This is a genomic window from Streptomyces sp. Je 1-369 (assembly GCF_026810505.1).
Taxonomy (GTDB): Bacteria; Actinomycetota; Actinomycetes; order Streptomycetales; family Streptomycetaceae; genus Streptomyces.
In genome coordinates, this window is record NZ_CP101750.1 from 2,068,424 (window position 1) to 2,092,597 (window position 24,174).

General features: G+C 70.5%; 24 protein-coding genes. 8 read left to right on the top strand and 16 right to left on the bottom strand.

Features of this window, described 5'->3' with window-relative positions:
• Positions 1-21: 21 nt before the first annotated feature.
• The 3 genes from NOO62_RS09410 to NOO62_RS09420 form a co-directional block, all read right to left on the bottom strand.
• Positions 22-960, bottom strand: a complete 939-nt coding sequence (locus NOO62_RS09410; protein WP_150166251.1) for an SPFH domain-containing protein — start codon at positions 958-960, stop codon at positions 22-24.
• A gap of 125 nt (positions 961-1,085) precedes the next feature.
• Positions 1,086-1,514, bottom strand: coding sequence for an NfeD family protein (locus NOO62_RS09415; RefSeq protein WP_268770431.1), 429 nt, complete (start codon positions 1,512-1,514; stop codon positions 1,086-1,088).
• Between the two features lie 45 nt (positions 1,515-1,559).
• A complete protein-coding gene (locus tag NOO62_RS09420) occupies positions 1,560-2,357 on the bottom strand; it encodes an ABC transporter ATP-binding protein (RefSeq protein WP_150183359.1) in 798 nt (265 codons plus the stop codon).
• Between the two features lie 121 nt (positions 2,358-2,478).
• Here NOO62_RS09420 and NOO62_RS09425 point away from each other — a divergent pair, with 121 nt between their 5' ends.
• Entirely contained in the window at positions 2,479-3,270 is a 792-nt protein-coding gene (locus NOO62_RS09425; protein ID WP_268770432.1) for a hypothetical protein, read from the top strand.
• 95 nt (positions 3,271-3,365) lie between these two features.
• Here the strand turns inward: NOO62_RS09425 and NOO62_RS09430 are convergent, their stop codons facing one another.
• The 4 genes from NOO62_RS09430 to NOO62_RS09445 form a co-directional block, all read right to left on the bottom strand.
• Positions 3,366-3,614 (bottom strand): chaplin, encoded by a 249-nt coding sequence (locus NOO62_RS09430; protein WP_268770433.1) that lies wholly within the window; start codon positions 3,612-3,614, stop codon positions 3,366-3,368.
• Between the two features lie 76 nt (positions 3,615-3,690).
• Positions 3,691-3,936, bottom strand: coding sequence for a chaplin (locus NOO62_RS09435; RefSeq protein ID WP_268770434.1), 246 nt, complete (start codon positions 3,934-3,936; stop codon positions 3,691-3,693).
• Positions 3,937-4,076: 140 nt separating this feature from the next.
• A complete protein-coding gene (locus tag NOO62_RS09440) occupies positions 4,077-4,748 on the bottom strand; it encodes a response regulator (protein ID WP_268770435.1) in 672 nt (223 codons plus the stop codon).
• The gene (locus tag NOO62_RS09445; RefSeq protein ID WP_268770436.1) at positions 4,741-5,886 is read right to left on the bottom strand and encodes a GAF domain-containing sensor histidine kinase; all 1,146 of its coding nucleotides are present in this window, start codon (positions 5,884-5,886) and stop codon (positions 4,741-4,743) included. The genes NOO62_RS09440 and NOO62_RS09445 overlap by 8 nt, the downstream gene beginning before the upstream one ends.
• Positions 5,887-6,325: 439 nt before the next feature.
• Here NOO62_RS09445 and NOO62_RS09450 point away from each other — a divergent pair, with 439 nt between their 5' ends.
• Entirely contained in the window at positions 6,326-7,042 is a 717-nt protein-coding gene (locus NOO62_RS09450) for a transglycosylase SLT domain-containing protein (RefSeq protein WP_268770437.1), read from the top strand.
• A 110-nt stretch (positions 7,043-7,152) separates the two neighbouring features.
• Here NOO62_RS09450 and NOO62_RS09455 read toward each other — a convergent pair whose 3' ends face one another.
• Positions 7,153-9,774: an FHA domain-containing protein gene (locus NOO62_RS09455; protein ID WP_268770438.1), complete on the bottom strand. Its 2,622-nt coding sequence runs from the start codon at positions 9,772-9,774 to the stop codon at positions 7,153-7,155.
• A 265-nt stretch (positions 9,775-10,039) separates the two neighbouring features.
• On the opposite strand from NOO62_RS09455, the gene NOO62_RS09460 reads away from it, so the two are divergent.
• Positions 10,040-12,238, top strand: coding sequence for a streptophobe family protein (locus NOO62_RS09460; RefSeq protein ID WP_268770439.1), 2,199 nt, complete (start codon positions 10,040-10,042; stop codon positions 12,236-12,238).
• Positions 12,239-12,602: 364 nt separating this feature from the next.
• Positions 12,603-13,817, top strand: a complete 1,215-nt coding sequence (serB, locus tag NOO62_RS09465) for a phosphoserine phosphatase SerB (RefSeq protein WP_268770440.1) — start codon at positions 12,603-12,605, stop codon at positions 13,815-13,817.
• Positions 13,818-13,943: 126 nt separating this feature from the next.
• Here the strand turns inward: serB and NOO62_RS09470 are convergent, their stop codons facing one another.
• From NOO62_RS09470 to NOO62_RS09485, 4 genes are all read right to left on the bottom strand, one after another.
• Entirely contained in the window at positions 13,944-14,462 is a 519-nt protein-coding gene (locus tag NOO62_RS09470; protein ID WP_268770441.1) for a SixA phosphatase family protein, read from the bottom strand.
• Between the two features lie 88 nt (positions 14,463-14,550).
• Entirely contained in the window at positions 14,551-14,814 is a 264-nt protein-coding gene (locus NOO62_RS09475) for a hypothetical protein (protein WP_321170563.1), read from the bottom strand.
• A 155-nt stretch (positions 14,815-14,969) separates the two neighbouring features.
• Positions 14,970-15,086, bottom strand: a complete 117-nt coding sequence (locus NOO62_RS09480) for an SGM_5486 family transporter-associated protein (RefSeq protein WP_268770442.1) — start codon at positions 15,084-15,086, stop codon at positions 14,970-14,972.
• 85 nt (positions 15,087-15,171) lie between these two features.
• Entirely contained in the window at positions 15,172-16,491 is a 1,320-nt protein-coding gene (locus NOO62_RS09485; protein ID WP_414930789.1) for a CynX/NimT family MFS transporter, read from the bottom strand.
• Positions 16,492-16,614: 123 nt separating this feature from the next.
• On the opposite strand from NOO62_RS09485, the gene NOO62_RS09490 reads away from it, so the two are divergent.
• A complete protein-coding gene (locus NOO62_RS09490; protein ID WP_268770443.1) occupies positions 16,615-17,301 on the top strand; it encodes a FadR/GntR family transcriptional regulator in 687 nt (228 codons plus the stop codon).
• A gap of 28 nt (positions 17,302-17,329) precedes the next feature.
• Here NOO62_RS09490 and NOO62_RS09495 read toward each other — a convergent pair whose 3' ends face one another.
• The 3 genes from NOO62_RS09495 to fabG all read right to left on the bottom strand — a co-directional run bounded on the left by NOO62_RS09495 (position 17,330) and on the right by fabG (position 19,282).
• The gene (locus tag NOO62_RS09495; RefSeq protein WP_268775540.1) at positions 17,330-17,656 is read right to left on the bottom strand and encodes a hypothetical protein; all 327 of its coding nucleotides are present in this window, start codon (positions 17,654-17,656) and stop codon (positions 17,330-17,332) included.
• Between the two features lie 140 nt (positions 17,657-17,796).
• Positions 17,797-18,558, bottom strand: coding sequence for an enoyl-ACP reductase FabI (fabI, locus tag NOO62_RS09500; protein WP_268770444.1), 762 nt, complete (start codon positions 18,556-18,558; stop codon positions 17,797-17,799).
• Between the two features lie 4 nt (positions 18,559-18,562).
• Positions 18,563-19,282 carry a 3-oxoacyl-[acyl-carrier-protein] reductase gene (gene fabG, locus NOO62_RS09505; protein WP_150166284.1) on the bottom strand — a complete coding sequence of 240 codons (720 nt, stop codon included), beginning with the start codon at positions 19,280-19,282 and terminating at the stop codon, positions 18,563-18,565.
• Positions 19,283-19,468: 186 nt separating this feature from the next.
• Here fabG and NOO62_RS09510 point away from each other — a divergent pair, with 186 nt between their 5' ends.
• From NOO62_RS09510 to tyrS, 3 genes are read left to right on the top strand one after another with little or no spacing between them, the layout of a single operon-like run.
• Positions 19,469-20,992, top strand: a complete 1,524-nt coding sequence (locus NOO62_RS09510) for a TldD/PmbA family protein (protein ID WP_268770445.1) — start codon at positions 19,469-19,471, stop codon at positions 20,990-20,992.
• Positions 20,989-22,383, top strand: a complete 1,395-nt coding sequence (locus tag NOO62_RS09515; RefSeq protein WP_268770446.1) for a metallopeptidase TldD-related protein — start codon at positions 20,989-20,991, stop codon at positions 22,381-22,383. Before NOO62_RS09510 ends, NOO62_RS09515 begins: the two co-directional genes overlap by 4 nt.
• 58 nt (positions 22,384-22,441) lie before the next feature.
• On the top strand, positions 22,442-23,707 hold the full coding sequence (gene tyrS / locus NOO62_RS09520; RefSeq protein ID WP_268770447.1) for a tyrosine--tRNA ligase: 1,266 nt from the start codon (positions 22,442-22,444) through the stop codon (positions 23,705-23,707).
• Between the two features lie 75 nt (positions 23,708-23,782).
• Here tyrS and NOO62_RS09525 read toward each other — a convergent pair whose 3' ends face one another.
• Positions 23,783-24,058: a GlsB/YeaQ/YmgE family stress response membrane protein gene (locus NOO62_RS09525; protein WP_150183375.1), complete on the bottom strand. Its 276-nt coding sequence runs from the start codon at positions 24,056-24,058 to the stop codon at positions 23,783-23,785.
• Between the last annotated feature and the right edge of the window lie 116 nt (positions 24,059-24,174).

Below are 24,174 nucleotides of genomic sequence, written 5' to 3' on the forward strand. Positions count from 1 at the left end.
CGCGGTCGGCAGTCCGTGCGATCAGTCGATCGGGGGCTGTTCGCGGCGCTCGGTGGCGGGGGCCGAGCCGCCGGAGCCGCCGCCCAGCGGGCCGAAGTTGCCGAGTGCGCCGCCGAGGCCCTTGAGGGCGTCGCCGATTTCGCTGGGCACGATCCAGAGCTTGTTGGCGTCGCCCTCGGCGATCTTCGGGAGCATCTGGAGGTACTGGTAGGACAGGAGCTTCTGGTCGGGGTCGCCCGCGTGGATCGACTCGAAGACCGTGCGGATCGCCTGGGCCTCGCCCTCGGCGCGCAGGGCGGCGGCCTTGGCCTCACCTTCGGCGCGCAGGATCGCGGACTGCTTCTCGCCCTCGGCGCGGAGGATCTCCGACTGCCGTACACCTTCGGCCTGGAGGATCGCCGCGCGCTTGTCGCGGTCGGCGCGCATCTGCTTCTCCATCGAGTCCTGGATGGAGGTCGGCGGCTCGATCGCCTTGAGCTCGACGCGGTTGACGCGGATGCCCCACTTGCCGGTCGCCTCGTCGAGGACGCCGCGCAGGGCCGCGTTGATCTCCTCGCGGGAGGTCAGGGTCCGTTCCAGGTCCATGCCACCGATGATGTTGCGCAGGGTGGTGACGGTGAGCTGCTCGATCGCCTGGATGTAGCTGGCGACTTCGTACGTCGCGGCCCTGGCGTCGGTCACCTGGTAGTAGATGACGGTGTCGATGTTGACCACCAGGTTGTCCTGGGTGATCACGGGCTGCGGCGGGAAGGGGACGACCTGTTCACGCAGGTCGATGCGGTTGCGGATCGAGTCGATGAACGGGACGACGATGTTGAGTCCGGCGTTCAGCGTGCGGGTGTAGCGGCCGAAGCGTTCGACGATGGCGGCGCTGGCCTGTGGGATGACCTGGATGGTCTTGATCAGGGCGATGAAGACCAGCACCACCAGAATGATCAGGACGATGATGATTGGTTGCATCGTGGCTCCCCGTACCCTTCATGCTTCGGTGTTCCCGAAAGATTCCGCGTTCCCGAAAGATTCCGCGCGGCCGCGAAGATCTTGCTGGTCGAGTCTGTCAGACCGTCGTACCGCCCGTGGGGCATTCACATGACGACGGCGGTCGCTCCGTCGATCTCGACGACGTCGACCTCTTGGCCCGCTTCGAAGGCGCGGTCGGTGTCGAGGGCGCGGGCCGACCAGATCTCTCCGGCCAGCTTGATGCGGCCGCCGGAGCCGTCGACCCGTTCGAGGACGAGAGCGGATCTGCCTTTCAGGGCCTCGACTCCGGTGGCCAGTGCGGGCCGTCCGGCGCGGTGCCGGGTCGCGATGGGCCGTACGACGGCGATGAGCGCCACCGATACCGCGGCGAAGACGACGACTTGGAGCACGGCGCCGCCGCCGAGGCCCGCGGTCACGGAGGCCGCGACGGCGCCCACGGCGAGCATGCCGAGTTCAGGCATCGCGGTCAGTACGAGCGGGATTCCGAGTGCGGCGGCCCCGATCAGCCACCACACCCATGCGTCGATGTCCACGTGGTCATCGTAGGACCGCGGGTCCCTCGATGGACAGGGCGCCGATCAGCTGAGCGGAAGGCCCGTGGCGGTCCAGCGGTCGTTCTTCTGGTCGACGACGAGCGGGAGGCCGAAGCAGAGGCTGAGGTTGCGGGAGGTGAGCTCCAGCTCCAGCGGGCCCGCGGCGAGGACCTTGCCCTGGCGGATCATCAGGACGTGGGTGAAGCCGGGTGCGATCTCCTCGACGTGGTGCGTGACCATGATCATCGAGGGGGCGATCGGGTCGCGGGCGAGGCGGCCGAGGCGGCGTACGAGGTCCTCGCGGCCGCCGAGGTCGAGGCCCGCGGCGGGCTCGTCGAGGAGGAGCAGCTCGGGGTCGGTCATCAGGGCGCGGGCGATCAGGGTGCGCTTGCGCTCGCCCTCGGAGAGGGTGCCGAACCTGCGGTCGAGGTAGTCGCTCATGCCGAGGCGGTCGAGGAAGGCGCGGGCGCGCTGCTCGTCCACGTCCTCGTAGTCCTCGTGCCAGCCGGCGGTCATTCCGTAGGCGGCGGTGAGGACCGTCTGGAGGACGGTCTGGCGCTTGGGCAGCTTCTCCGCCATCGCGATGCCGGCGACGCCGATGCGCGGGCGCAGTTCGAAGACGTCCGTGCCGGGCTTGCCGAGGGTCTCGCCGAGGATGGTGGCGGTGCCGGTGCTCGGGTAGAGGTAGCTGGACGCGACGTTGAGGAGGGTGGTCTTGCCGGCGCCGTTGGGGCCGAGGATGACCCAGCGCTCCCCTTCCTTGACCGACCAGGAGACCTGGTCCACCAGAGCCCGGCCCTCGCGGACCACAGATACGTCCTCAAGCTCCAGTACATCGCTCATGAGCGCGCTGTCTCCCATTGCAGTCTCGGTCGTCGCTCGCGCCTGTGGACGCGGCCCCCGGATAAAACCTACGCCACCGGCCGACCGTTCCTGTCCTGAGCCCGGTCCTTAGGCTGTGTGCATGCTCTCGGAACTACGCTCAGGACGCCTGGCCGCATGGGGAAATGCCCTTTTGGCCGGACTTGTCTCTCCGGATGACGCCGTACTCGCGATGGTCGGCGACGACGCGGTGCACCGGGTCGAAGGACTTCCCGGGGAGTCCGGCCCGGTCGGTCTGACGCTCGCCATGGGGCGGCTGCGCTCCTTGGGGGTGACCGGTCTGCGGGTGGCGCTGCCCGCGCCGGGGCATCCGCTGGGGCTGAGTGGGCCGCCCGAGTTCAATGCGCGCGCTCTGGAGGCGGAGGAAGCCGTCGTCGGTTTCGGCGCGCCGTACGGGCTCGTGCCCGAGGTGTACGAGGCGGGGCCCGACGGCGACGTGCATGTGGAGGTCGTCTGGCACTGCCTGCCCGTACGGGAGACGCCGCCCGCGGACGTGCCCTCGCTGGGCGAGGCGGAGCGGGAGCTCGCGGAGGCGCTGCGGGAGGCGACGGAGGTGCTGTCCCGGCTCGATGTCGCGGGGTCGGGGCCGGTGGCCGAGGCGGCGCTCGACGCGTACCGGGCGCGGGCGGAGCGGGGGCGCGAACTCCTTGCGCCCGGCTATCCGCCGCGTGCCGTGCGGGTGCTCGAGCTGGCCCAGCGGGTCGGTCTGCTGATCTCACTGGCGTACGAGAACGGGCACGGCGGAGCCGTGAGCGCGTCGGAGATGGCCGCGCGGGGGCAGGCGCTGCGGCCCGTGGAGCGGACGGCGCGGCGGGCCCAGGTGGCCGCGTACAACGCGTATGTCGAGGAGCGGGAGCGGGGCGGCGGGCGCTGAGTCCAGTGCTGCGGGCCTCGGGCACTTCGGGGCCGGGAACGGCGCGGGCCCCGCGGAACCTTGCGGTCCGCGGGGCCCGTGCCGGGGCTTGTGCCTCAGTGGTTCACCGTGTGGTTGGCGAACGCCGGGTTGAGGACACCGATGACGTTGACGCTGTTGCCGGTGGCGTTGACCGGGACGTCGATCGGCACCTGGACGAGGTTGCCGGAGCCGACGCCCGGGGACTTCGTGGCGACACCGTCGGCCTGGGCGTTCGAGGTGGCGGAGGCGACTCCGGCGGACGCGCCCGCGGCGAGACCGGCGGCGACGACGGCCAGGGCGGCCTTCTTGGCGATGCTGTTCATGGGACGTGCTCCTCCTGCTGGCATGGGCGACCCCGGGGGTGGCGGGGTCAGGGGATGTGCTGCTCGCAGGGTGCGATCAGAGGTTCTTGCAGACGTTGCCGAACACCGGGTTGAGGCCACCGATGACGGTGACGGCGTTGCCGCAGACGTTCACCGGGACGTGGACCGGGGCCTGGACCAGGTTGCCCGAGACGACGCCGGGGGAGTTCTTGGCGAGTCCGTCGGCGTCCGCGCCACCGTGGGCGGAAGCCATGCCGGCGCCGGCCGCAACCAGGCCACCGGCCACCATCGTGACGGCAGCGGCCTTCTTCAGGTTCTTCACTTCTACGTTCCTCCTGAGCAGAAGCTGCGGCCAGCCGCCGCAGCACGCACTGGAGAACGCCCGAACGGCTCGGGGGATACGCCATCCGGGGGACATCCACACGACGGTATGAATCTCAGACCGCAAGTCGACGGATCGTCTCAGCCGGCCACACCATGGCGTACGGCCCAGAGCGCGGCCTGGGTGCGGTCGGCCAGGTCCAGCTTCATCAGGATGTTCGAGACGTGTGTCTTGACGGTCTTCTCGGAGAGGACGAGGGCGCGGGCGATCTCGCGGTTCGAACGGCCGTCGGCGATCAGGCCGAGGACCTCGCGCTCGCGTTCGGTGAGCGAGCCGCCCCTCCCCTGGCCGGTGCCCGTCTCCTCCTGGGAGAGGAGGGCGCCCGCCACCTCGGGCTGCAGGAGCACGTGTCCCGCGTGCACGGAGCGGATGGCCCCGGCGAGGGCGTCCGGGTCGATGTCCTTGTACACGTACCCCGCCGCGCCCGCGCGCAGGGCCGGGACGACCGTGCGCTGCTCGGTGAAGCTGGTGACGACGAGCACGCGCGCGGGGTTGGCCAGTTCGCGGAGCTTGCGCAGCGCCTCCACGCCGTCCATGCCGGGCATCTTGACGTCCATGAGGACGACGTCCGGCTTCAGCTTCTCGGCCTGTGCGACTCCTTCGGCGCCGTCCGACGCCTCCCCTACGACGTCGATGTCGTCCTGGATCTCCAGGAACGTGCGCAGGCCGCGGCGGACCACCTGGTGGTCGTCGACCAGCAGTACCCGGATCCCTGTCTCTTTATCGACTGCATTGCGCACCGCGTCAGCCACCGGGGACCTCCATCACGATCGTTGTGCCCTTGCCGGGCTCCGATTCCACGGTCAGCCGTCCGCCGACCCCGCTCGCCCGGTCCCGCATGGAGACCAGGCCGAGGTGGCGCCCCGCGCTCCGCACCGACCGCGGGTCGAAGCCCGAGCCGTCGTCGACGACGCGCAGGGCGGCACCGGCGCCGCGCTTGTCCAGGAGCACGGCGACGTGCTCGGCGCCGGAGTGGCGCAGAGCGTTGTGCAGGGCCTCCTGGGCGACCCGCAGCATGGCTTCTTCCTGGGAGGCGGGCAGGGCCCGCACTCCGTTGCTCTCGAAGGTGACCTCGGCGGAGTGCGCGCGGTGCAGCACCTGTGTGTGGGTGCGCAACGTGGCCACCAGGCCGTCCTCGTCGAGGGCGGCGGGGCGCAGTTCCACGACGGCCGCGCGCAGCTCGTCGGCGGCTTCGGCGGCGAGCACCGCCACCTGTTGCAGTTCGCCCTTGGCGCGGGACGGGTCACGGTCCACCAGTGCGGTGGCGGCCTGGGCCGTCAGGCGCAGGGAGAAGAGCTTCTGGCTGACGGCGTCGTGCAGTTCGTGGGCGAGGCGGGAGCGTTCCTCGGCGATGGTCAGCTCGCGGCTGCGCTCGTACAGGCGGGCGTTGGTGAGGGCGATGGCGGCGTGCTGGGCGAGGAGGGCGAGGAGCTCCGCGTCGTCCTCGGTGAAGCCGCACGTGCCCTGGGGCTTGGGGCAGTTCTTGTTGGCGAGGAAGAGCGCGCCGAGCGTCTCGCCGTCGGAGTGGATCGGCATGCCCAGGAAGTCGGACATGTCCGGGTGGGCGGAGGGCCAGCCGCCGAAGCGCGGGTCCTCGCGCACGTCACCGAGGCGGACGGTCTCGCCCTTCTTCAGCATCGAGGCGAGGATGCCGTGCTGCCGGGGCAGCGGGCCGATGGCCTCCCATTGGTCCTCGCTGACGCCGTCGACGACGAACTGGGCGAAGCCGCCGTGGTCGTCCGGGACCCCCAGCGCGGCGTACTCGGCGTTGAGCAGCTCGCGGGCCGAGGCGACGATCGTCTTGAGGACGTCGCGCACCTCCAGGTGCCTGCTCATGGCGAGGAGCGCGGAACTCACCGCGGTCAGGCCGGATCGGGGTCCTTGACTCATGACCTCACGCTACCGGCGGGGTGTGACAGTGCGTATCCGACCTGTGGAGGCCCACGCCTAGGGCGCGGGACCTAGGTCCATGGTCCGTACGCCCGAGCGGAAGTCTCCTCACGGAGAGCATTGCTTCGGCAACTCGTGGTGAGACTGTTACGTGTTCGATGTGAGCCCGCGCATAGGACCCACATCACGTACGAAGGTCCCTAGTGGATAAGGAATCCCTTTATGCCCGCGGGATGCGGTCCCGTGGAGGCATGTCCGGATCCGCTGATCCACTACCCGGGATCGTACGTCACGCCTTTGCCACAGATTTTTGCTGCCGCTAAGAATTGCTCCCGTCGCTCGGCGCCGCGGTCTCCCCACCGCGGCGTTTGTGCCGGAGAAGCAACATGTCCCCCGCCGGACCAGAGCGACCTCCGCTATCCGAAGAGGTCCATCTCGCATGTCCAAGCACAGCCTTCCTGGTCATAGTCGCTCGACCGTGACCAAGACCCAGAAGCTCTCGATCGCCGGTGTCGCCACGCTCGGTGCCGCCGCCCTCGCGTTCTCCCTCGTGCCGGGCAGCTCCGAGGCCACCACCCAGGCCGCCGGCGAGGTCTCCCCCGTCGCCTTCGCCGCGGGCGCCAACGCGCAGCAGGCCGTCCACGCCAACGTCTCGAAGCAGCAGTCCAACGCCGACAAGCAGGCCAAGGACGCCGCCGAGAAGGCCGCCGCCGAGAAGAAGAAGGCCGACGACGCCAAGAAGGCCGCCGACGAGGCCGCCGCGAAGAAGAAGGCCGAGGACGAGCGGAAGGCCGAGGAGGCCGCGAGCCGCGCCGCCGCCCGCAAGCCGGTCTACACCAACAACCTCGACGGCTGGATCCGCCAGTCCCTGGACATCATGAAGGCCAAGGGCATCCCCGGTTCCTACGAGGGTCTGCACCGCAACATCATCCGTGAGTCCGCGGGCAACCCGCAGGCCGTGAACGGCTGGGACATCAACGCCATCAACGGCACCCCGTCGATCGGCCTGCTCCAGGTCATCCAGCCGACGTTCGACGCGTACCACGTCGACGGCACCTCGACGAACATCTACGACCCGGTCGCCAACATCACGGCCGCGGCCAACTACGCCGCCGACCGGTACGGCTCGATGGACAACGTGAACGGCGCCTACTGAGCCTTGATCGCCTGATCACTGGACCTCTTCAGCGAAGCTGAGGTTCTCAAGACGCCGAAGGGCGGCACCCGCGCGGGTGCCGCCCTTCTCGTGTGCCCTGGGGGCACCGGTCACTTGCGCATGACCTCCGGCTCGTGGCGGCGCAGCAGGCGCGCGACCGCGACGCCGCAGATGACGCCGAGCAGGATCAGGATCGTGATGTTCAGGCTCCACTGGCCGACCGAGTGCTCCCACAGCGGATCGAGGTCGCCCGGCTTCTTCGGGTCCCACGGCGGCATGATGTGCGCCAGGTCGAGCGTGGCGCCCGCGCCTGCGATGGCCCAGCGGGACGGCATCAGCCAGGCGAACTGCTCCAGGCCGGGCGAGCCGTAGATCTGGAAGAGGACACCGGTGAAGACGACCTGGACGATCGCGAACATCACCAGGAGCGGCATGGTCTTCTCGGAGGTCTTCACCAGCGCTGAGATGACCAGGCCGAACATCATCGACGTGAAGCCGAGCGCGATGATCGTCAGGCAGATCTCCACGGCCGGGGGCATCAGGAGGCCCTCTTCCGGCAGCTCGCGCGGTGCGAAGCCGATGCCGCAGATGATGACGCCCTGGATGGCCGTGATCACGCCGAGGACGATGACCTTGGACATCAGGTACGCCGAGCGGGACAGGCCGGTCGCCCGTTCCCGTTCGTAGATGACCCGTTCCTTGATCAGTTCACGTACGGAGTTGGCCGCGCCCGAGAAGCACATGCCGACCGCGAGGATCAGCATGATCGTGCCGGCGTCCGCGTTGAACTTGACCGGCGGTTTCGGTGGCGCGAGGCCGAAGTCGGCCGGGATCACGACGCTGACGATGCCGAGGACCGCGGGCAGGATCACCATCAGGCCCATGAAGCCCTTGTCGGAGGCGATCACGGAGACGTACCGCCGGATCAGGGTCCACAGCTGTGACCCCCAGCCCTGCGGTTTCGGCGGCCGCACGGCCTGGGGCGGTGGCATCTGTACGGACTGCGCGGCGACGGCGTCGATGTCCGCGGCGTACATCTGGTAGTGCTGCGAGCCCTTCCAGCGGCCCGCCCAGTCGTAGTCGCGGTAGTTCTCGAAGGCGGAGAAGACGTCGGCCCAGGTGCTGTAGCCGAAGAAGTTGAGGGCTTCCTCCGGCGGGCCGAAGTACGCCACCGAACCGCCCGGCGCCATCACCAGGAGCTTGTCGCAGATCGCCAGCTCGGCGACCGAGTGCGTGACGACGAGGACCGTGCGGCCGTCGTCGGCGAGGCCGCGGAGCAGCTGCATGACGTCGCGGTCCATGCCCGGGTCGAGGCCGGAGGTCGGCTCGTCCAGGAAGATCAGCGAGGGCTTGGTCAGGAGCTCAAGGGCCACCGACACGCGCTTGCGCTGGCCACCGGAGAGGGAGGTGACCTTCTTCTCCTTGTGGATGTCCAGCTTGAGCTCGCGCAGGACCTCGTCGATGCGGGACTCGCGCTCGGCCTCCGTGGTGTCCGCGGGGAAGCGCAGCTTGGCCGCGTACTTGAGGGCCTTCTTGACGGTCAGCTCCTTGTGCAGGATGTCGTCCTGCGGGACCAGACCGATGCGCTGACGCAGCTCCGCGAACTGCTTGTACAGGTTCCTGTTGTCGTACAGGACGTCGCCCTGGTTGGCGGGCCGGTAGCCGGTGAGCGCCTTGAGCAGGGTGGACTTGCCGGAACCCGAGGGGCCGATGACCGCGATGAGCGACTTCTCCGGTACGCCGAAGGAGACGTCCTTGAGGATCTGCTTGCCGCCGTCGACCGTGACCGTGAGGTGCCGGGCCGAGAAGGAGACGTCACCGGTGTCGACGAACTCCTCGAGCTGTCCGCCGACGAGACGGAAGGTCGAGTGGCCGACGCCGACGATGTCGTTGGGGCCGATGGAGACCGTCGAGGACTTCGCGATCGGCTGGCCGTTGACGTACGTGCCGTTGTGGGAGCCGAGGTCGTGGATCTCGAAGCGGCCGTCGGGCGTCGCCGTGAACTCGGCGTGGTGGCGCGAGACCTGGAGGTCGGAGACGACCAGCTCGTTCTCGAGCGCACGGCCGATGCGCATCTTGCGGCCCATGGCCAGCTGGTGGAACGTCGTCGGGCTGCGGTCGCCGTAGACCGGCGGGGCCCCCGCGACACCGCCGGAACCCGGAGTTTTCTGTGCGTACTGCTCGGACGGGCCGCCCTGCTGCTGGGGCACGTGTTGCTGGTGCTGCTGGTGCTGCGGCGCCTGGTGCTGCTGCGGTGGCTGCTGTTGCTGCTGCCAGCCCTGCTGCTGCGCCTGGTACGGGGCCTGCTGCTGGGGTGCCTCCTGCTGCGGGGCCTGAGCGGCCCAGCCGGGAGCTTCCTGCTGGTGCTGCTGGGGCGCGTGCTGCGGCGCGGCCTGCTGCTGGGCGTGCTGCGGCGCGGAGACGGCCGCGGCGCCCGCGGCGCCACCGGACACGTTCACCAGCGGACCGTCGGTCGCGTTGCCGAGGTACACGGCTGTGCCCGGACCGATTTCCATCTGGTGGATCCGCTGGCCCTGCACGAAGGTGCCATTGGTGCTGCCGTGGTCCTCGATGACCCAACTGCGGCCGCTCCAGCTGATCGTCGCGTGCCGCCAGGACACCCTGGCGTCGTCGAGCGAGATATCCCCCTGCGGATCACGTCCGAGGGTGTACGGCCTGGACGCGTCGAGCGTCCAGGTCCTGCCATTCAATTCCAGTACGAGTTCCGGCACTCCAGCCCCACTGAGTTGTCCCCCGAGCTAGCCCCCATCGATGGGGAGTCTAGGGATGTCGAACATCGGGAGGAACTATTTCAGGCGGAGGGCTCTGACCGAAAGTCGGGCCTTGTGAAGACTGCGTACGCGCGTGACGGGTTGCCCCGTTGACGGAGAAGAAACCGCCCCGGAGAGTAGTAAGCGCCCATCAGTGCATACGGATCATGCCCATTGAGAGCATTAAGTGCATTTGGGGCAACGCGCTGCGGTCCGGGGGGTCCTGATGCAGGCCGAGGAACGGAACGGTGAGAGGCGGGGCGTGCGGTGGGGCGATGTGCTGCTCTCCGCGATCGCCGCGGTCAGTTGGGCGCTGGTGGGCATGGCGGGGACGGCCGCGCTCGCGCTGCACCTGCTCGGCGCGGACGCGGTGGCCGCGCTCGGGCCGCTGACGGCGGCCACCGTCGCGCTGGGCGCGGGGGGTTCGGTCACGCCGTCCGGTGACGTCTCCGCCTTCGGCCTGGACGACGCCGAGGCGACGACGACAGTCGATATTGCGCCACTCGGTGTGGGTTTGGTCGGAGCGCTCCTGCTCGCCCACTTCTTCCTGCGTTCCCTGCGCGGGGCGGGCGTCGTCATCTCACCTGCCGAACTCCTCGCGCGTGCGGGCGCGGTGGTCGCCCTCTTCCTCGGGATGCTCGCGGGGCTCGCCTGGGCCGGTCACGACGTCATCACGATCGACGGCGAGCAGCTCGGTATCGACAAGGGGATCGAGGAGGGCATCGACGAGCTGCCCGGCGGGATCGGGGACATCGGCGGGCTGCTCCCGGACCGGCTCGGGGACCTCGCGCAGGCGAAGGCATCGGTCGGATTCACCGTCGACACGGGTCCGACGCTGCTCGGCGGCGCGGTCTGGGTGACCGGCGTCCTGCTCATCGCGCTCCTCGCCTCGCGCCGCACGCCGTTGCCGCGCGCCCTGGGCGGCCTGCACCGAGTGGTGCGGCCTGCCGTGTCCGCGCTGGTCACGGTGGTACTGGTGGCGGTCGCCGCGGGGTTCGCGGCGGCGGCGTACGCGATGATCGGCGACGGCCATCCGAAGCGGATCGCGGGCGCGGCGCTGCTCGGGGCGCCGAACGGGGTGTGGCTCGGCCTGCCGGTCGGCCTCCTCGTCCCGTGGGACGGCAAGGCGACGGGCGAGCTCACGCGTTTCCTGCCGGATCCGGTGGACGACCTCCTGACGGGCCCTTCCGACAAGCCGCTCTCGCTCGCCCGCCTCGCCGAACTCGACAACAGGGTATGGCTGTTGGGCATCGCGGCGGCGATGGCGATGCTGTCCGCGGGCGTACTGACGGCCGTACGCACGCCACGCGCCCGGGACACCGTGTCCGCGGCGGGGTTCGCGGGGCGGTGCGGGGTGCGTCTCGGCATCGTGACGGCGCTGGGCCTGCCGCTCCTGGTCCGGCTGACGAATGTCTCGGCCGACGCCTCGCTCTCCGTCTTCGGCTTCGACGCGTTCGGCGCGGGCATCGAGCTGCACGGCCGCCCGGGGATGGCGGCGCTGCTGGGGGCGGCGTGGGGGTTCGGGGCGGGGTTGGTCGGGGCGGGTCTCGCGGTGCTTACGGGGGCGGCGGGTGGCCGAGCATCGGGGTTGGCCCTCGCTTCTGGCGCGGGCGGCCTTCCACTCGCTGTCGAGCAGGGGGGTGGTGGCTCTGCGGGGGCTGGGGTGGGGGTGGGGTCCGGCGGGGCTGGGGTGGGGCTGGGGTCCGGCGGGGCGGGGGGGGGGGCGGGGCCGGGGGCGGCCGGGCCTGCGGGAGCGGGGCCAGGATCCACCGGACCTGCGGGAGCGGGGCCAGGATCCACCGGACCTGCGGGGGCAGGGCCAGGGCCGTACGCACCCGGGGCGCCGTACCGGCCGCCGAACCCGGACACGAATCCGTACTTGCGCACGGAGGACGGCTGGGCGGGGGCGGGGGGCTCGGCGGGGTCTGGGGGGTCTGCGGGGGCCGGGGGTCCTGCGGGGGCCGGGGGCACGGCGGGGTCTAGGGGCGCGGCGCGGTCTAGGGGCACGGCAGGGTCCGGAGGGACGGCGGGGTCCGGGGGTCCTGCAGGGTCCTGGGGTCCTGCGAGGTCCGGAGGCTCGACGGAATCTAGGGACCCTGCGGGGCCTAGGGGCACGGCAGGGTCCGGAGGCACGACGGGGTCTAGGGGCCCTGCGGGGGCCGGAGGCACGACGGGGTCTAGGGGCCCTGCGGGCTTTGACGGCTACTCGGACCCGACAAGCCCCACGGACCCGCCGGAGCTCCCGCCGGAAGAGGTACCTCCGCGACCCGACCGGGACGTCTCCGGCGCCCCCACCGTCATGGGTCCGGTAGTCCCTCCTCCCCCACCACCCCGCCGCCGCTCCCGCTCCCGCTCCACGGACTGGCCGCCTCCGCCTCCGCCTCCGCCTCCGCCGCCGCCCAAGGCCCCTCGAGACCCGGACTGAACGGCGGCCCCCGGCGTCGCGGGTCGCGTCCGTCCTCCCCCAAGCTCTCGGCTTCGCGCGAGCAGGGTGCCCTCGTCGTCTATGGCACGCCTGCACGCAACGAAGGGGGCGGGGCCTCGGTGCGGGCAGCCGGAGGGAGGCGAACGGACGGTCGGCGGCTCGCGGCTGTTACGGGTACGTCGCGTCGCAGGCGAACCGGGGGGAGGCGGAGTGTTGGGCTTCTACGGCACGTCGCGTTGCGGGGTGAACGGGTGGGTGGGCGGGTGGATCAGTGTGGGGGCCGGCGCGGAGGGCGGGGGGGGCGCGTCCGGCAGGCGGACCGCGGGGCAGCCGCGAGAAGAGGGCGGATACCGTAGGGATCACCATGAGTGCTTCGCAGCCCCCTCAGCCCGCCGACATCCCGACGCTCCTCGTCAAGATCTTCGGCAAGGACCGCCCCGGCATCACCGCCGGCCTCTTCGACACCCTCGCCGCCTACTCCGTCGACGTCGTCGACATCGAGCAGGTCGTCACCCGTGGCCGGATCGTGCTGTGCGCGCTCGTGACCGAGCCGCCCGCCGGCCTGGAGGGCGACCTGCGCGCCACCGTCCACAGCTGGGCGGAGTCCATGAAGATGCAGGCCGAGATCATCTCCGGCATCGGTGACAACCGGCCGCGAGGCCTCGGGCGTTCACTGGTGACCGTCCTCGGCCACCCGCTGACCTCCGAGTCGACGGCCGCGATCGCCGCCAGCATCACCGCGACCGGCGGCAACATCGACCGTATCTTCCGGCTCGCCAAGTACCCGGTCACCGCCGTCGAGTTCGCCGTCTCCGGCACCGAGACGGAGCCGCTGCGCACCGCCCTCGCCATAGAGGCCGCGCGGCTCGGCGTGGACGTCGCCGTCGTGTCGGCGGGCCTGCACCGCCGCGCCCAGCGCCTGGTCGTGATGGACGTCGACTCGACGCTCATCCAGGACGAGGTCATCGAACTCTTCGCCGCGCACGCCGGATGCGAGGCCGAGGTCGCCGGGGTGACGGCGGCGGCGATGCGCGGCGAGCTGGACTTCGAGCAGTCGCTGCACGCCCGCGTGGCGCTCCTCGCGGGCCTGGACGCCTCGGTCGTGGACAAGGTCCGCTCCGAGGTCCGGCTCACACCGGGCGCCCGCACCCTGATCCGTACCCTCAAGCGCCTCGGCTACCAAGTGGGCGTCGTCTCGGGCGGGTTCACTCAGGTCACCGACGATCTGAAGGAACGTCTCGGCCTCGACTTCGCCCAGGCCAACACCCTGGAGATCGTCGACGGCAAACTCACCGGCAAGGTGACCGGCGAGATCGTCGACCGCGCGGGCAAGGCCCGGCTGCTGCGCCGTTTCGCCACGGAGGCGGGGGTCCCGCTGGAGCAGACCGTCGCGATCGGCGACGGCGCGAACGACCTGGACATGCTGAACGCGGCCGGCCTCGGCGTCGCCTTCAACGCCAAGCCCTTGGTCCGCGAGGCGGCGCACACCGCGGTGAACGTTCCCTTCCTGGACACCGTTCTCTATCTCCTCGGCATCACCCGCGAAGAGGTCGAGGCGGCGGACACGCACACCGACTGAACCCGCACACCGGCTGAACCCGCGGCCCGTGAACGCACGGCCCGCGGAAACGGCGCGGATCGCCTACGTCAAGGGGGCCCGGCACCACGAAGGTGCCGGGCCCCTGGCGACGGGCGGGGAGAGGAACTACTCGGACGGCGCCCAGTAGTCGACGAGCGTGGCCACGCCGGGCTCCAGCGCCTTCCACGAACCGGGGTACGTCAGGACGGCGAAGGCCGCGGTCGGGAAGCCCCTGCGGTTCAGCCGCTCTCTGGCGTCGCCCTCGGAGTCCCCCGCGAGGACGTCGGTGAGACCCTGGATGCCGGGGTTGTGGCCGATCAGGACGAGGTTCTGTACGTCGTCCGGGGTTTCGTTGAGCACGGCGATCAGCTCACCGGGGGAGGCTTCGTACACCCGATCCTCGTAGACGGTCTTCGGGCGCTGCGGGAGCTCCTGGACGGCGAGCTTCCAGGTCTCGCGGGTCCGGGTGGCGGTCGAGCAGAGGGCGAGGTCGAAGGCGATGCCGCTGTCGGTCAGCTTGCGCCCGGCGACGGGGGCGTCCCGGCGTCCGCGCTCGGCGAGCGGCCTCTCGTGGTCGGAAACCTGCGGCCAGTCGGCCTTCGCATGCCGGAAGAGGATAATCCTGCGGGGTTCTGCGACGCTCATGCTTCCCAGCTTCGCATGAAACGCGCCACGGGGCGCAGGGAGTTGGTGCGGTCCCCCGGCGCGGGTGACGGCACCGGTGGCAACCGGGTCAGGAAGCCGTGCGCAGGATCAGCGTCTGTATCCGCTCCAGGACGTTGGTGATCACCGGCTCGCTGGACGCCGCGTGCGCGTCCACGGGGTTCAGGATCAGCAGGAGCAGGGCCGCGAAGGCGACGGCGGGCAGGGCGATCGCCCACCAGGGAAGCTGGACCTCGATGCTGCCCGACTTCGCCGGGTCGCGCAGGGTGTGCGATCGGGCCGACATGTCGCCTCCGTGGTCCTCGAGTGTGCCGTGCCGCGTCTTCGCGGCCACAACTCGAAGTTAGGCGATCGGCGCCCCTCAACCCATCCGGAGATCCACCCACTTGACCCTGACACTGACCCCCTAGGGGATGGTGGTGCTAGCCCCACCATCGTCCGCCGGGGGGCCGGTTCACGGCGCCGCGATGAAAGCGACCGGCGCAGCGGTCACGGTGAGGCGATGGATGCGATGACGCCGATGATCACGGTGATGGCCAGCATCGCGCCGAGCACGATGAGCAACTTCTTCTGGCCGTTCTGGGGGTTCGGGTCAAGGACGGGCATACGGCCAGTCTCGCACCCTTTGCCCGCCCCCTCCGCGTCGGGGTAGCCCTGAAAGGCCCAGGGGTCGCCCTGAAAGCCCCGGGGATCAGGCCGTCGCCGTCCTCGCCGCCGCCACCTCGTCCTCGACCGTGCGGTTGCGGCCCGCGAGAGTGCCGATGACGATCTGCGGCACCATGAGGCCGGCCATGAGCGCGAGGGGCAGCCCCCAGCCGCCGCTGTGCTGGTAGAGCACGCCCACGAGGAGCGGGCCCGGGATGGAGATCAGGTAGCCCGTGCTCTGCGCGAAGGCGGACAGCTTGGCCACGCCGACGCTGCTCTTGGCGCGCATGCCGACCATGGTGAGGGCGAGCGGGAAGGCGCAGTTGGAGACGCCGAGCAGCAGCGCCCAGACCCAGGCGCCACCGGCGGGGGCCAAGTAGAGGCCCGCGTACCCGGCGAGGCCGCACGTACCGAGGACGATCACGACCGGGCCCTGGTTGGTGAGACGCGTGGCGACCCGCGGGATGACGAACGCCAGGGGCACGCCCATGGCCATCGTGACGGCGAGCAGGACGCCCGCCTGGCCCGCGGGAACGCCCGCGTCGCGGAAGATCTGCGGCATCCAGCCCATCGTGATGTACGCGGCGGTGGCCTGGAGGCCGAAGAAGACGGCGAGGGCCCAGGCGGTGCGGCTGGAGGTGATGCGCAGCTCGTCGTCCTCGCGGCGTACGGCGGCGCTGACGTGCTCCGGCACCGCGGCGGCGGTCTGGCCGCGGTCGCGGACGAGCGGGATCCACGGGATGACGGCGACGACGGCCAGCAGCGCCCACACGGCGAGGCCGGTCTGCCAGCGCCCGCCGAGGCCGTCGGTGACGGGCACGGTGAGGGCCGCCGCGAGGGAGGTGCCGAGGGCCAGCGCCATCGAGTACAGGCCGGTCATGGAACCGACCCGGTCGGGGAACCAGCGCTTGACGATGACGGGCATCAGGACGTTGCTGACGGCGATGCCCGCGAGGGCGAGGGCGGTGGCGGCGAGGAAGCCCGCGGTGCCGCCGATGAACGGGCGGATCACCAGGCCGGAGGCGATGGCGACCATGCCGACGCAGACGACCGCGCTGGGCCCGAAGCGCTTGGCCAGGCGGGGTGCCATCACTCCGAAGAACGCGAAGCACAGCGGCGGAACGGAGGTGAGCAGTCCCGCGAGGGTGCCGCTCATGCCGAGGCCGTCGCGGACCTCTTCGAGGAGTGCGCCGAGGCTGGTGATGGCCGGGCGGAGGTTCATGGCGGCGAGGACGATGCCGACGATGACGAGTCGCGTCGCCCACGCGCGCGTGGGGGCCTGTTTCTCGGCGCCCTCGGTCTGTACGGGGGGTGCCGGGTTCGCCCCGGCCGTCGGGGTCATCGTCTCGGTTTTCTCGCTAGCCATGGAGCCATCATAGAATCATGGGATGATTGGCTGTCCAATCGATTGCGTCACACTGCTCACCCGTAGGCAACCCTCCACCCCCCGAGTAACCCCTCACCCACAGGCCACGCACGAAGGAACGTCATGCCGCTGACCACCCCTCGCCGTTCGGCACTCTCCGAACAGGTCATCTCCGAGCTGCGCAACCAGATCTCGTCGGGCGAGTGGCCGGTCGGTTCCCGCATCCCCACCGAGCCGGAGCTGGTCGACCAGCTGGGCGTGGCCAGGAACACGGTCAGGGAGGCCGTGCGCGCCCTCGCGCACAACGGTCTGCTCGACATCCGGCAGGGCTCGGGGACGTATGTGGTCGCGACGAGCGAGCTCGCCGGTGTGATGCAGCGCAGGTTCGCCGACGCGGACCCGCGGCACATCGCGGAGCTGCGCAGCACGCTGGAGTCCAGTGCCGCGAAGCTCGCCGCCGAGCGCCGCACCGACCGGGACCTCAAGCAGCTGGACGCGCTCCTCGTGCGCCGCGAGGAGGTCTGGGCGTCCGGGGACGCGGAGGCGTTCGTGACGGCCGACGCGACGTTCCACATGGCCGTCGTCGCCGCGTCGCACAACGACGTCATGACGGCGCTCTACGCGGACCTCGGCGAGGTGCTGCGGGACTGGCTGCGCGAGGACATCGGCGAGGAGCTGACGCCCGAGGCGCACATGGACCACGCGCGGCTGGTCGACGCGATCCGCGCGGGCGACGCGGAGGCCGCCGCCTCGGAGGCCGCGGGCTACCCGTTCATGTGCCGCCCGGACCGCTTCACCTCCGGCAGCTGACCGCAGGCGCCTCTGGTGGCCGGCCCGGTCACTTCTGGTGGCTGACCCACACCGAGCGGACCTCTTTCCAGCACCGCCCGGTGAGACGCACCGTCATCGCGGCTTCCGCGTCGACGGGGCGGGAGTCCGTGTCGATGTCCCACCACTGGTCGCACTCCACGTGCAGACGGACCCGGTCGGTCTCCGGGTAGGGGTTGTGGCAGTACGCGACGACGTGGGAGCCGGCGACGCCGGTGCGGCACTCCGACCCGAAGGGGCGCGGCTTCTCACGCGCGTCCGTACGCCCACGCGCGTGGGATGACCCTTGCGGCGCGGCGCTCGGCGCGGCGACCACAAGGGCGAGAGCCACGAGCACCGCACCTGTAAGACGCACACTTCAGAGTGCCGGTCACTCCCCGGTCGCCGCTTGGCGAGGGGGCCGAACGGGTGAGGCCCCGCCCCCGCGCGCTGCGGGTGACGGAGCCTCGGAAAAGTGCCCAGCAGGCGAGTGCCGGATCAGGCACCCATCATGTGCACGCCGCCGTCGACGTGGATGATCTCGCCGGTGGTCTTCGGGAAGAAGTCCGAGAGCAGGGCGACGACGCCGCGGCCCGCGGGCTCCGGGTCGGCCATGTCCCAGTTCAGCGGGGAGCGGGAGTTCCAGACGTCCGCGAGCTCCTCGAAGCCCGGAATGGACTTGGCCGCCATGGAGCCGAGCGGTCCCGCGGAGATCAGGTTGCAGCGGACGTCCTCCTTGCCCAGGTCGCGGGCGAGGTAGCGGCTGGTGGCCTCCAGGGCGGCCTTGGCCGGGCCCATCCAGTCGTACTTCGGCCAGGCGTACTGGGCGTCGAAGGTGAGGCCGACGACCGAGGCGCCGCCCTCGAACAGCGGGCGGCAGGCCATGGTGAGCGACTTCAGGGAGTACGCCGAGACGTGCATCGCGGTGGACACGTCCTCGAAGGACGCCTCCAGGAAGTTGAACGCGCCCTGCGGAGCGAAGCCGATGGAGTGCACGATGCCGTCGAGGCCGCCGAGCTCCTCCTTGACGACGCCCGCGAGGCGGTCGAGGTGCTCCTGGTTGGTCACGTCGAGCTCGATGACCTTGGCGGGCTTGGGCAGCTTCTTGGCGATGCGCTCGGTGAGCGTGGGCCGCGGGAAGGCGGTCAGGATGACCTCCGCGCCCTGCTCCTGGGCGACCTTGGCCGCGTGGAAGGCGATGGAGGCCTCCGTCAGCACACCGGTGATGAGGATGCGCTTGCCTTCGAGAATTCCGCTCATGTGATCAGTGACCCATGCCCAATCCGCCGTCAACGGGGATGACGGCTCCAGTGATGTAAGAAGCGTCGTCCGACGCGAGGAACTTGACCGCGGCGGCGATCTCCTCGGGCTGCGCGTAACGGCCGAGCGGCACCTGAGAGACGATGCCCTCACGCTGCTCGTCCGTCAGCACCTTGGTCATGTCGGTGTCGACAAAACCGGGGGCGACGACGTTGAAGGTGAGGTTGCGCGAACCGAGCTCGCGGGCGAGCGAACGCGCGAAGCCGACCAGACCCGCCTTGGAGGCGGCGTAGTTCGCCTGCCCGGCGCCGCCCAGCAGGCCCACGACCGAGGAGATGAGGACGACGCGGCCCTTCTTGGCGCGCAGCATGCCGCGGTTGGCACGCTTGACGACGCGGAAGGTGCCGGTGAGGTTGGTGTCGAGGACGGACGTGAAGTCCTCCTCGGACATGCGCATCAGGAGCTGGTCCTTGGTGATGCCCGCGTTGGCGACCAGGACCTCGACGTTCCCGTGCTTCTCCTCGATCTCCTTGTAGGCCTGCTCCACCTGCTCGGCGTCGGTGATGTCGCACTTGACGGCGAGAACACCGGCGTCGGTGAGGAGCTTCGGCGGCTCACCCGAGCGGTAGGTGATCGCGACCTTGTCGCCGGCGTCGGCGAAGGCGCGGGCGATGGCGAGGCCGATGCCCCGGTTTCCTCCGGTGACGAGAACCGAGCGGCTCAACGGATCACCCTTTCCATAGTGGTCTGGTACCTCGAAAACCTATCGGTACCTGTCGCGATACGGAGAATCGACGACCGACAGTGGCTCAGAGAACTCGCTGTCGGATCCCTACAGAAACCCCTGGCCGCCGGGGTGCCCGGCGCGACATGATCGGGGCTCACCGGAGCCGACTGCAGGGAGACATCCGTGCCTCATTCCATCGATGAAGCCTTCACGGCGTTGCCGCTGCGGGCTCTCGCCGACGCCGCGCTGGCCCGCGCGCGGGCGCTCGGCGCCGACCACGCGGACTTCCGCCTGGAGCGGGTGCGCAGCGCGTCCTGGCTGCTGCGCGACGCCAAACCGGCGGGCAGTTCCGACTCCACGGACCTCGGGTACGCGGTCCGTGTGGTGCACGGCGGCACCTGGGGATTCGCCTCCGGTGTCGACATGACCATGGACGCGGCGGCGCGCGTCGCCTCGCAGGCCGTGGCGATGGCGAAGCTGTCCGCACAGGTCATCAAGGCGGCCGGGTCGGACGAGAAGGTCGAGTTGGCCGACGAGCCGGTGCACGCGGACAAGACGTGGGTCTCCTCGTACGAGATCGATCCGTTCTCGGTGCCCGACGAGGAGAAGGCGGGGCTGCTCGCCGACTGGAGCGCGCGGCTGCTGGCCGCCGACGGAGTCACGCACGTCGACGCGTCGCTGGTCGCCGTGCACGAGAACAAGTTCTACGCGGATACGGCGGGGACGTCGACCACGCAGCAGCGTGTGCGGCTGCACCCGCAGCTGACCGCGGTGGCCGTCGACGGGGGGAGCGGCGAGTTCGACTCGATGCGGACGATCGCGCCGCCGGTCGGCCGCGGCTGGGAGTACCTCACGGGGACCGGCTGGGACTGGGAGCGGGAGCTCTCCGAGATTCCCGAGCATTTGGCGGAGAAGATGCGGGCGCCGAGCGTCCGGGCGGGTTCGTACGACGTCGTCGTCGATCCGTCCAACCTGTGGCTGACGATCCACGAGTCCATCGGCCACGCCACGGAGCTGGACCGCGCGCTCGGCTACGAGGCGGCGTACGCGGGCACCTCCTTCGCCACCTTCGACCAGCTCGGCAAGCTGGCGTACGGCTCCTCGCTGATGAACGTGACGGGCGACCGGACGGCCGAGCACGGGCTCGCGACGATCGGGTACGACGACGAGGGCGTGGCAGGCCAGTCCTGGGACCTGGTCAAGGACGGCACGCTGGTCGGCTACCAGCTGGACCGGCGCATCGCGAAGCTCACCGGTTTCGAGCGCTCCAACGGCTGCGCGTACGCCGACTCCCCCGGTCACGTCCCGGTGCAGCGCATGGCGAACGTGTCGCTCCAGCCGGATCCGGGCGGGCTCTCCACGGAGGATCTGATCGCGGGCGTGGACCGCGGGATCTATGTGGTCGGGGACCGGTCGTGGTCCATCGACATGCAGCGCTACAACTTTCAATTTACTCAGCAAAGGGCATACGCGATCCGGAACGGACGCCTCGCCGGGCAGCTGCGCGACGTCGCCTACCAGGCGACGACCACCGACTTCTGGGGCTCGATGGCCGCGGTCGGCGGTCCGCAGACGTACGTACTCGGTGGCGCCTTCAACTGCGGCAAGGCCCAGCCCGGCCAGATCGCCGCGGTCTCGCACGGCTGCCCGTCCGCCCTGTTCCGGGGCGTGAACATTCTGAACACCACGCAGGAGGCCGGTCGATGAGCCGCAGCGCCAGCAAGCCGCACGAGATCGTCGAGCGCGCCCTCGAACTGTCCACCGCCGACGGCTGCGTCGTGATCGCCGACGAGGAGTCGACGGCGAACCTGCGCTGGGCGGGCAATGCCCTGACCACCAACGGCGTCACGCGCGGACGCACCCTCACCGTCATCGCGACCGTCGACGGCAAGGAGGGCACCGCGTCCGGCGTCGTGACGCGCGCGGCGGTGACCGCGGACGACCTGGAGCCGCTGGTGCGGGCCGCCGAGGAGGCCGCGCGCGGGGCGGGGCCCGCCGAGGACGCGCAGCCGCTGGTGACCGGCACGGCCGCCTCCCCCGACTTCACCGAGGCGCCCGTCGAGACGTCCTCGGCGGTGTTCGCGGAGTTCGCCCCGGCGCTCGGCGAGGCCTTCGCCCGCGCCCGCGCGGGCGGCCGGGAGCTGTACGGCTTCGCGAACCACGAGTTCGTGTCGAGCTATCTCGGTACGTCGACGGGGCTCCGCCTCCGGCACGACCAGCCCAACGGCACCCTGGAACTCAACGCCAAGTCGCCCGACCGCACCAGGTCCGCGTGGGCGGGGCGCGCCACCCGCGACTTCAAGGACGTCGACCCCGCCACCCTCGACGCGGAGCTCGCCAAGCGCCTCGGGTGGGCGGAGCGCCGCATCGACCTGCCCGCCGGGCGGTACGAGACGCTGCTGCCGCCGACCGCCGTCGCCGACCTGGTGATCTACCAGCTGTGGCAGTCCTCGGCCCGCGACGCCGCCGAGGGCCGCACGGTGTTCTCCAAGCCGGGCGGTGCCACGCGTCTCGGCGAGCGGATCGCCGAGCTGCCGCTGACGCTGCGCAGCGATCCGCACGAGCCGGGCCTCGAGTCGGCGCCCTTCGTGCTCGCGCACGCCTCGGGGGGCGACGCCTCGGTCTTCGACAACGGCCTGCCCCTGTCCCCCACCGAGTGGATCCGCGCCGGTGAGCTCGCTCACCTCGCCACCAGTCGGCACAGCGCGCAGCTGACCGGGCTCCCGGTGACGCCGGCCGTCGACAACCTCGTCCTGGACGGCGGCGGCGAGCGCACGCTGGACGAGATGGTCGCGGCCACCGAGCGCGGGCTGCTGCTGACCTGCCTCTGGTACATCCGCGAGGTGGACCCGGCGACGCTGCTGCTCACGGGGCTGACCAGGGACGGCGTGTATCTGGTCGAGAACGGCGAGGTCGTGGGCGAGGTGAACAACTTCCGGTTCAACGAGTCGCCCGTGGACCTGCTCGGCCGGGCGACGGAGGCGGGCCGTACGGAGAAGACGCTGCCTCGCGAGTGGGGCGACTACTTCACCCGGGCCGCGATGCCCGCGCTGCGCGTCCCCGATTTCAATATGAGTTCGGTCAGCCCGGGCGTATAACCTCGGACCCTGCACCTACGTGCACAGTTGTCAGCACACCCAAGGAGACGCGAGACCCGTGACGGACATCGTCGACGAGCTGAAGTGGCGGGGGCTCTTCGCCCTGTCCACCGATGAAGACGCACTGCGCAAGGCGCTCGCGGACGGTCCCGTCACGTTCTATTGCGGCTTCGACCCGACCGCGGCGAGCCTGCACGTCGGGCACCTCGTGCAGGTCCTCACCGTCCGGCGGCTCCAGCAGGCGGGTCACCGTCCGCTGGCGCTGGTCGGCGGTGCCACGGGCCAGATCGGCGACCCGCGGCCGACCGCGGAGCGCACCCTGAACGACCCGGAGACGGTCGCGAACTGGGTGGCGCGGCTGCGCTCGCAGATCGAGCCCTTCCTGTCCTTCGAGGGCGAGAACGGCGCGACGATGGTGAACAACCTCGACTGGACCGCGGGCATGTCCGCGATCGAGTTCCTGCGCGACATCGGCAAGCACTTCCGCGTGAACAAGATGCTGACCAAGGACTCCGTGGCCCGCCGACTGGAGTCGCAGGAGGGCATCTCGTACACCGAGTTCAGTTACCAGCTCCTCCAGGGCATGGACTTCCTGGAGCTCTACCGGCGGTACGGCTGCACACTGCAGACCGGCGGCAGCGACCAGTGGGGCAACCTCACGGCGGGCATCGACCTGATCCACCGCCTGGAGCCGGACGCCGCGGTCCACGCGCTCGGCACGCCGCTGATGCTGAAGTCGGACGGCACCAAGTTCGGCAAGTCCGAGGGCGGCGCGGTCTGGCTCGACCCGACGATGACGACGCCGTACGCGTTCTACCAGTTCTGGCTGAACACGGACGACCGGGACATCTCGACGTACATGCGGATCCTGTCCTTCAAGTCCCGCGAGGAGCTCGAGGAGATCGAGAAGCAGACGGAGGAGCGTCCGCAGGCCCGTGCCGCGCAGCGCGCGCTCGCCGAGGAGCTGACCACGCTGGTGCACGGCGCGGACCAGTGCGCCGCGGTGATCGCCGCGTCCAAGGCGCTCTTCGGGCAGGGCGAGCTGGGGGACCTGGACGAGGCGACGCTGGCCGCGGCCCTCTCCGAGCTGCCGCGCGTCGAGGTCGCCGAGCTCGGCCCGGTCGTGGACCTGCTCGCCGAGGTGGGCCTGGTGGCGAGCAAGTCCGCCGCCCGGCGCACGGTCAAGGAGGGCGGTGCCTACGTGAACAACGTGAAGGTCGCCGCCGAGGACGCCGTACCGGCCCGCGAGGAGCTGCTGCACGGGCGGTGGCTGGTGCTGCGCCGCGGCAAGAAGAACCTGGCGGCGGTCGAGGTCACCCGGTAGCCGCACCCGTACGCGACACCCGTACGCGAAAGGGGGCCGGTCCTTGTGGACCGGCCCCCTTTTCGTGCGAGGCGGCTACGCCCTGCGTTTGTTGCCGCGGAGCATGGTGTACGCCGCGTCACCGAGACCGACGACGACGAGCGCCGCGACCAGCTGGAGCGCGTGCCGGCCCCAGTCGATGCCCTTGGTCTCATTGATGCCGAACTGCGTCGCGAGCCAGTTGCCCAGGACGGCTCCGATGATGCCGAACACCGTGGTCAGCCAGAGTGGACTGTGCTGCTTGCCGGGCAGAATCGCCTTGGCAATCAGACCCAGCACGAATCCCACGATGATCGCCCACAACCAGCCCATAGCTGCCTCCTAGTCGGCTCTACATGAGCATTACGGCAAGTCTCGACCCGTACGCCATACGGCGCATGTCGGGCAGCTCCATACGTGGCACGGCGCAGGCAGGGCACCGAGGTGAG

Coding starts and splice junctions, on each gene's coding strand:
- NOO62_RS09410 (WP_150166251.1), bottom strand. CDS start 960: ATGCAACCAATCATCATCGTCCTGATCATTCTGGTGGTGCTGGTCTTC.
- NOO62_RS09420 (WP_150183359.1), bottom strand. CDS start 2,357: ATGAGCGATGTACTGGAGCTTGAGGACGTATCTGTGGTCCGCGAGGGC.
- NOO62_RS09425 (WP_268770432.1), top strand. CDS start 2,479: ATGCTCTCGGAACTACGCTCAGGACGCCTGGCCGCATGGGGAAATGCC.
- NOO62_RS09430 (WP_268770433.1), bottom strand. CDS start 3,614: ATGAACAGCATCGCCAAGAAGGCCGCCCTGGCCGTCGTCGCCGCCGGT.
- NOO62_RS09445 (WP_268770436.1), bottom strand. CDS start 5,886: ATGAGTCAAGGACCCCGATCCGGCCTGACCGCGGTGAGTTCCGCGCTC.
- NOO62_RS09450 (WP_268770437.1), top strand. CDS start 6,326: ATGTCCAAGCACAGCCTTCCTGGTCATAGTCGCTCGACCGTGACCAAG.
- NOO62_RS09460 (WP_268770439.1), top strand. CDS start 10,040: ATGCAGGCCGAGGAACGGAACGGTGAGAGGCGGGGCGTGCGGTGGGGC.
- serB (WP_268770440.1), top strand. CDS start 12,603: ATGAGTGCTTCGCAGCCCCCTCAGCCCGCCGACATCCCGACGCTCCTC.
- NOO62_RS09470 (WP_268770441.1), bottom strand. CDS start 14,462: ATGAGCGTCGCAGAACCCCGCAGGATTATCCTCTTCCGGCATGCGAAG.
- NOO62_RS09480 (WP_268770442.1), bottom strand. CDS start 15,086: ATGCCCGTCCTTGACCCGAACCCCCAGAACGGCCAGAAGAAGTTGCTC.
- NOO62_RS09485 (WP_414930789.1), bottom strand. CDS start 16,491: ATGGCTAGCGAGAAAACCGAGACGATGACCCCGACGGCCGGGGCGAAC.
- NOO62_RS09490 (WP_268770443.1), top strand. CDS start 16,615: ATGCCGCTGACCACCCCTCGCCGTTCGGCACTCTCCGAACAGGTCATC.
- fabI (WP_268770444.1), bottom strand. CDS start 18,558: ATGAGCGGAATTCTCGAAGGCAAGCGCATCCTCATCACCGGTGTGCTG.
- NOO62_RS09515 (WP_268770446.1), top strand. CDS start 20,989: ATGAGCCGCAGCGCCAGCAAGCCGCACGAGATCGTCGAGCGCGCCCTC.
- NOO62_RS09525 (WP_150183375.1), bottom strand. CDS start 24,058: ATGGGCTGGTTGTGGGCGATCATCGTGGGATTCGTGCTGGGTCTGATT.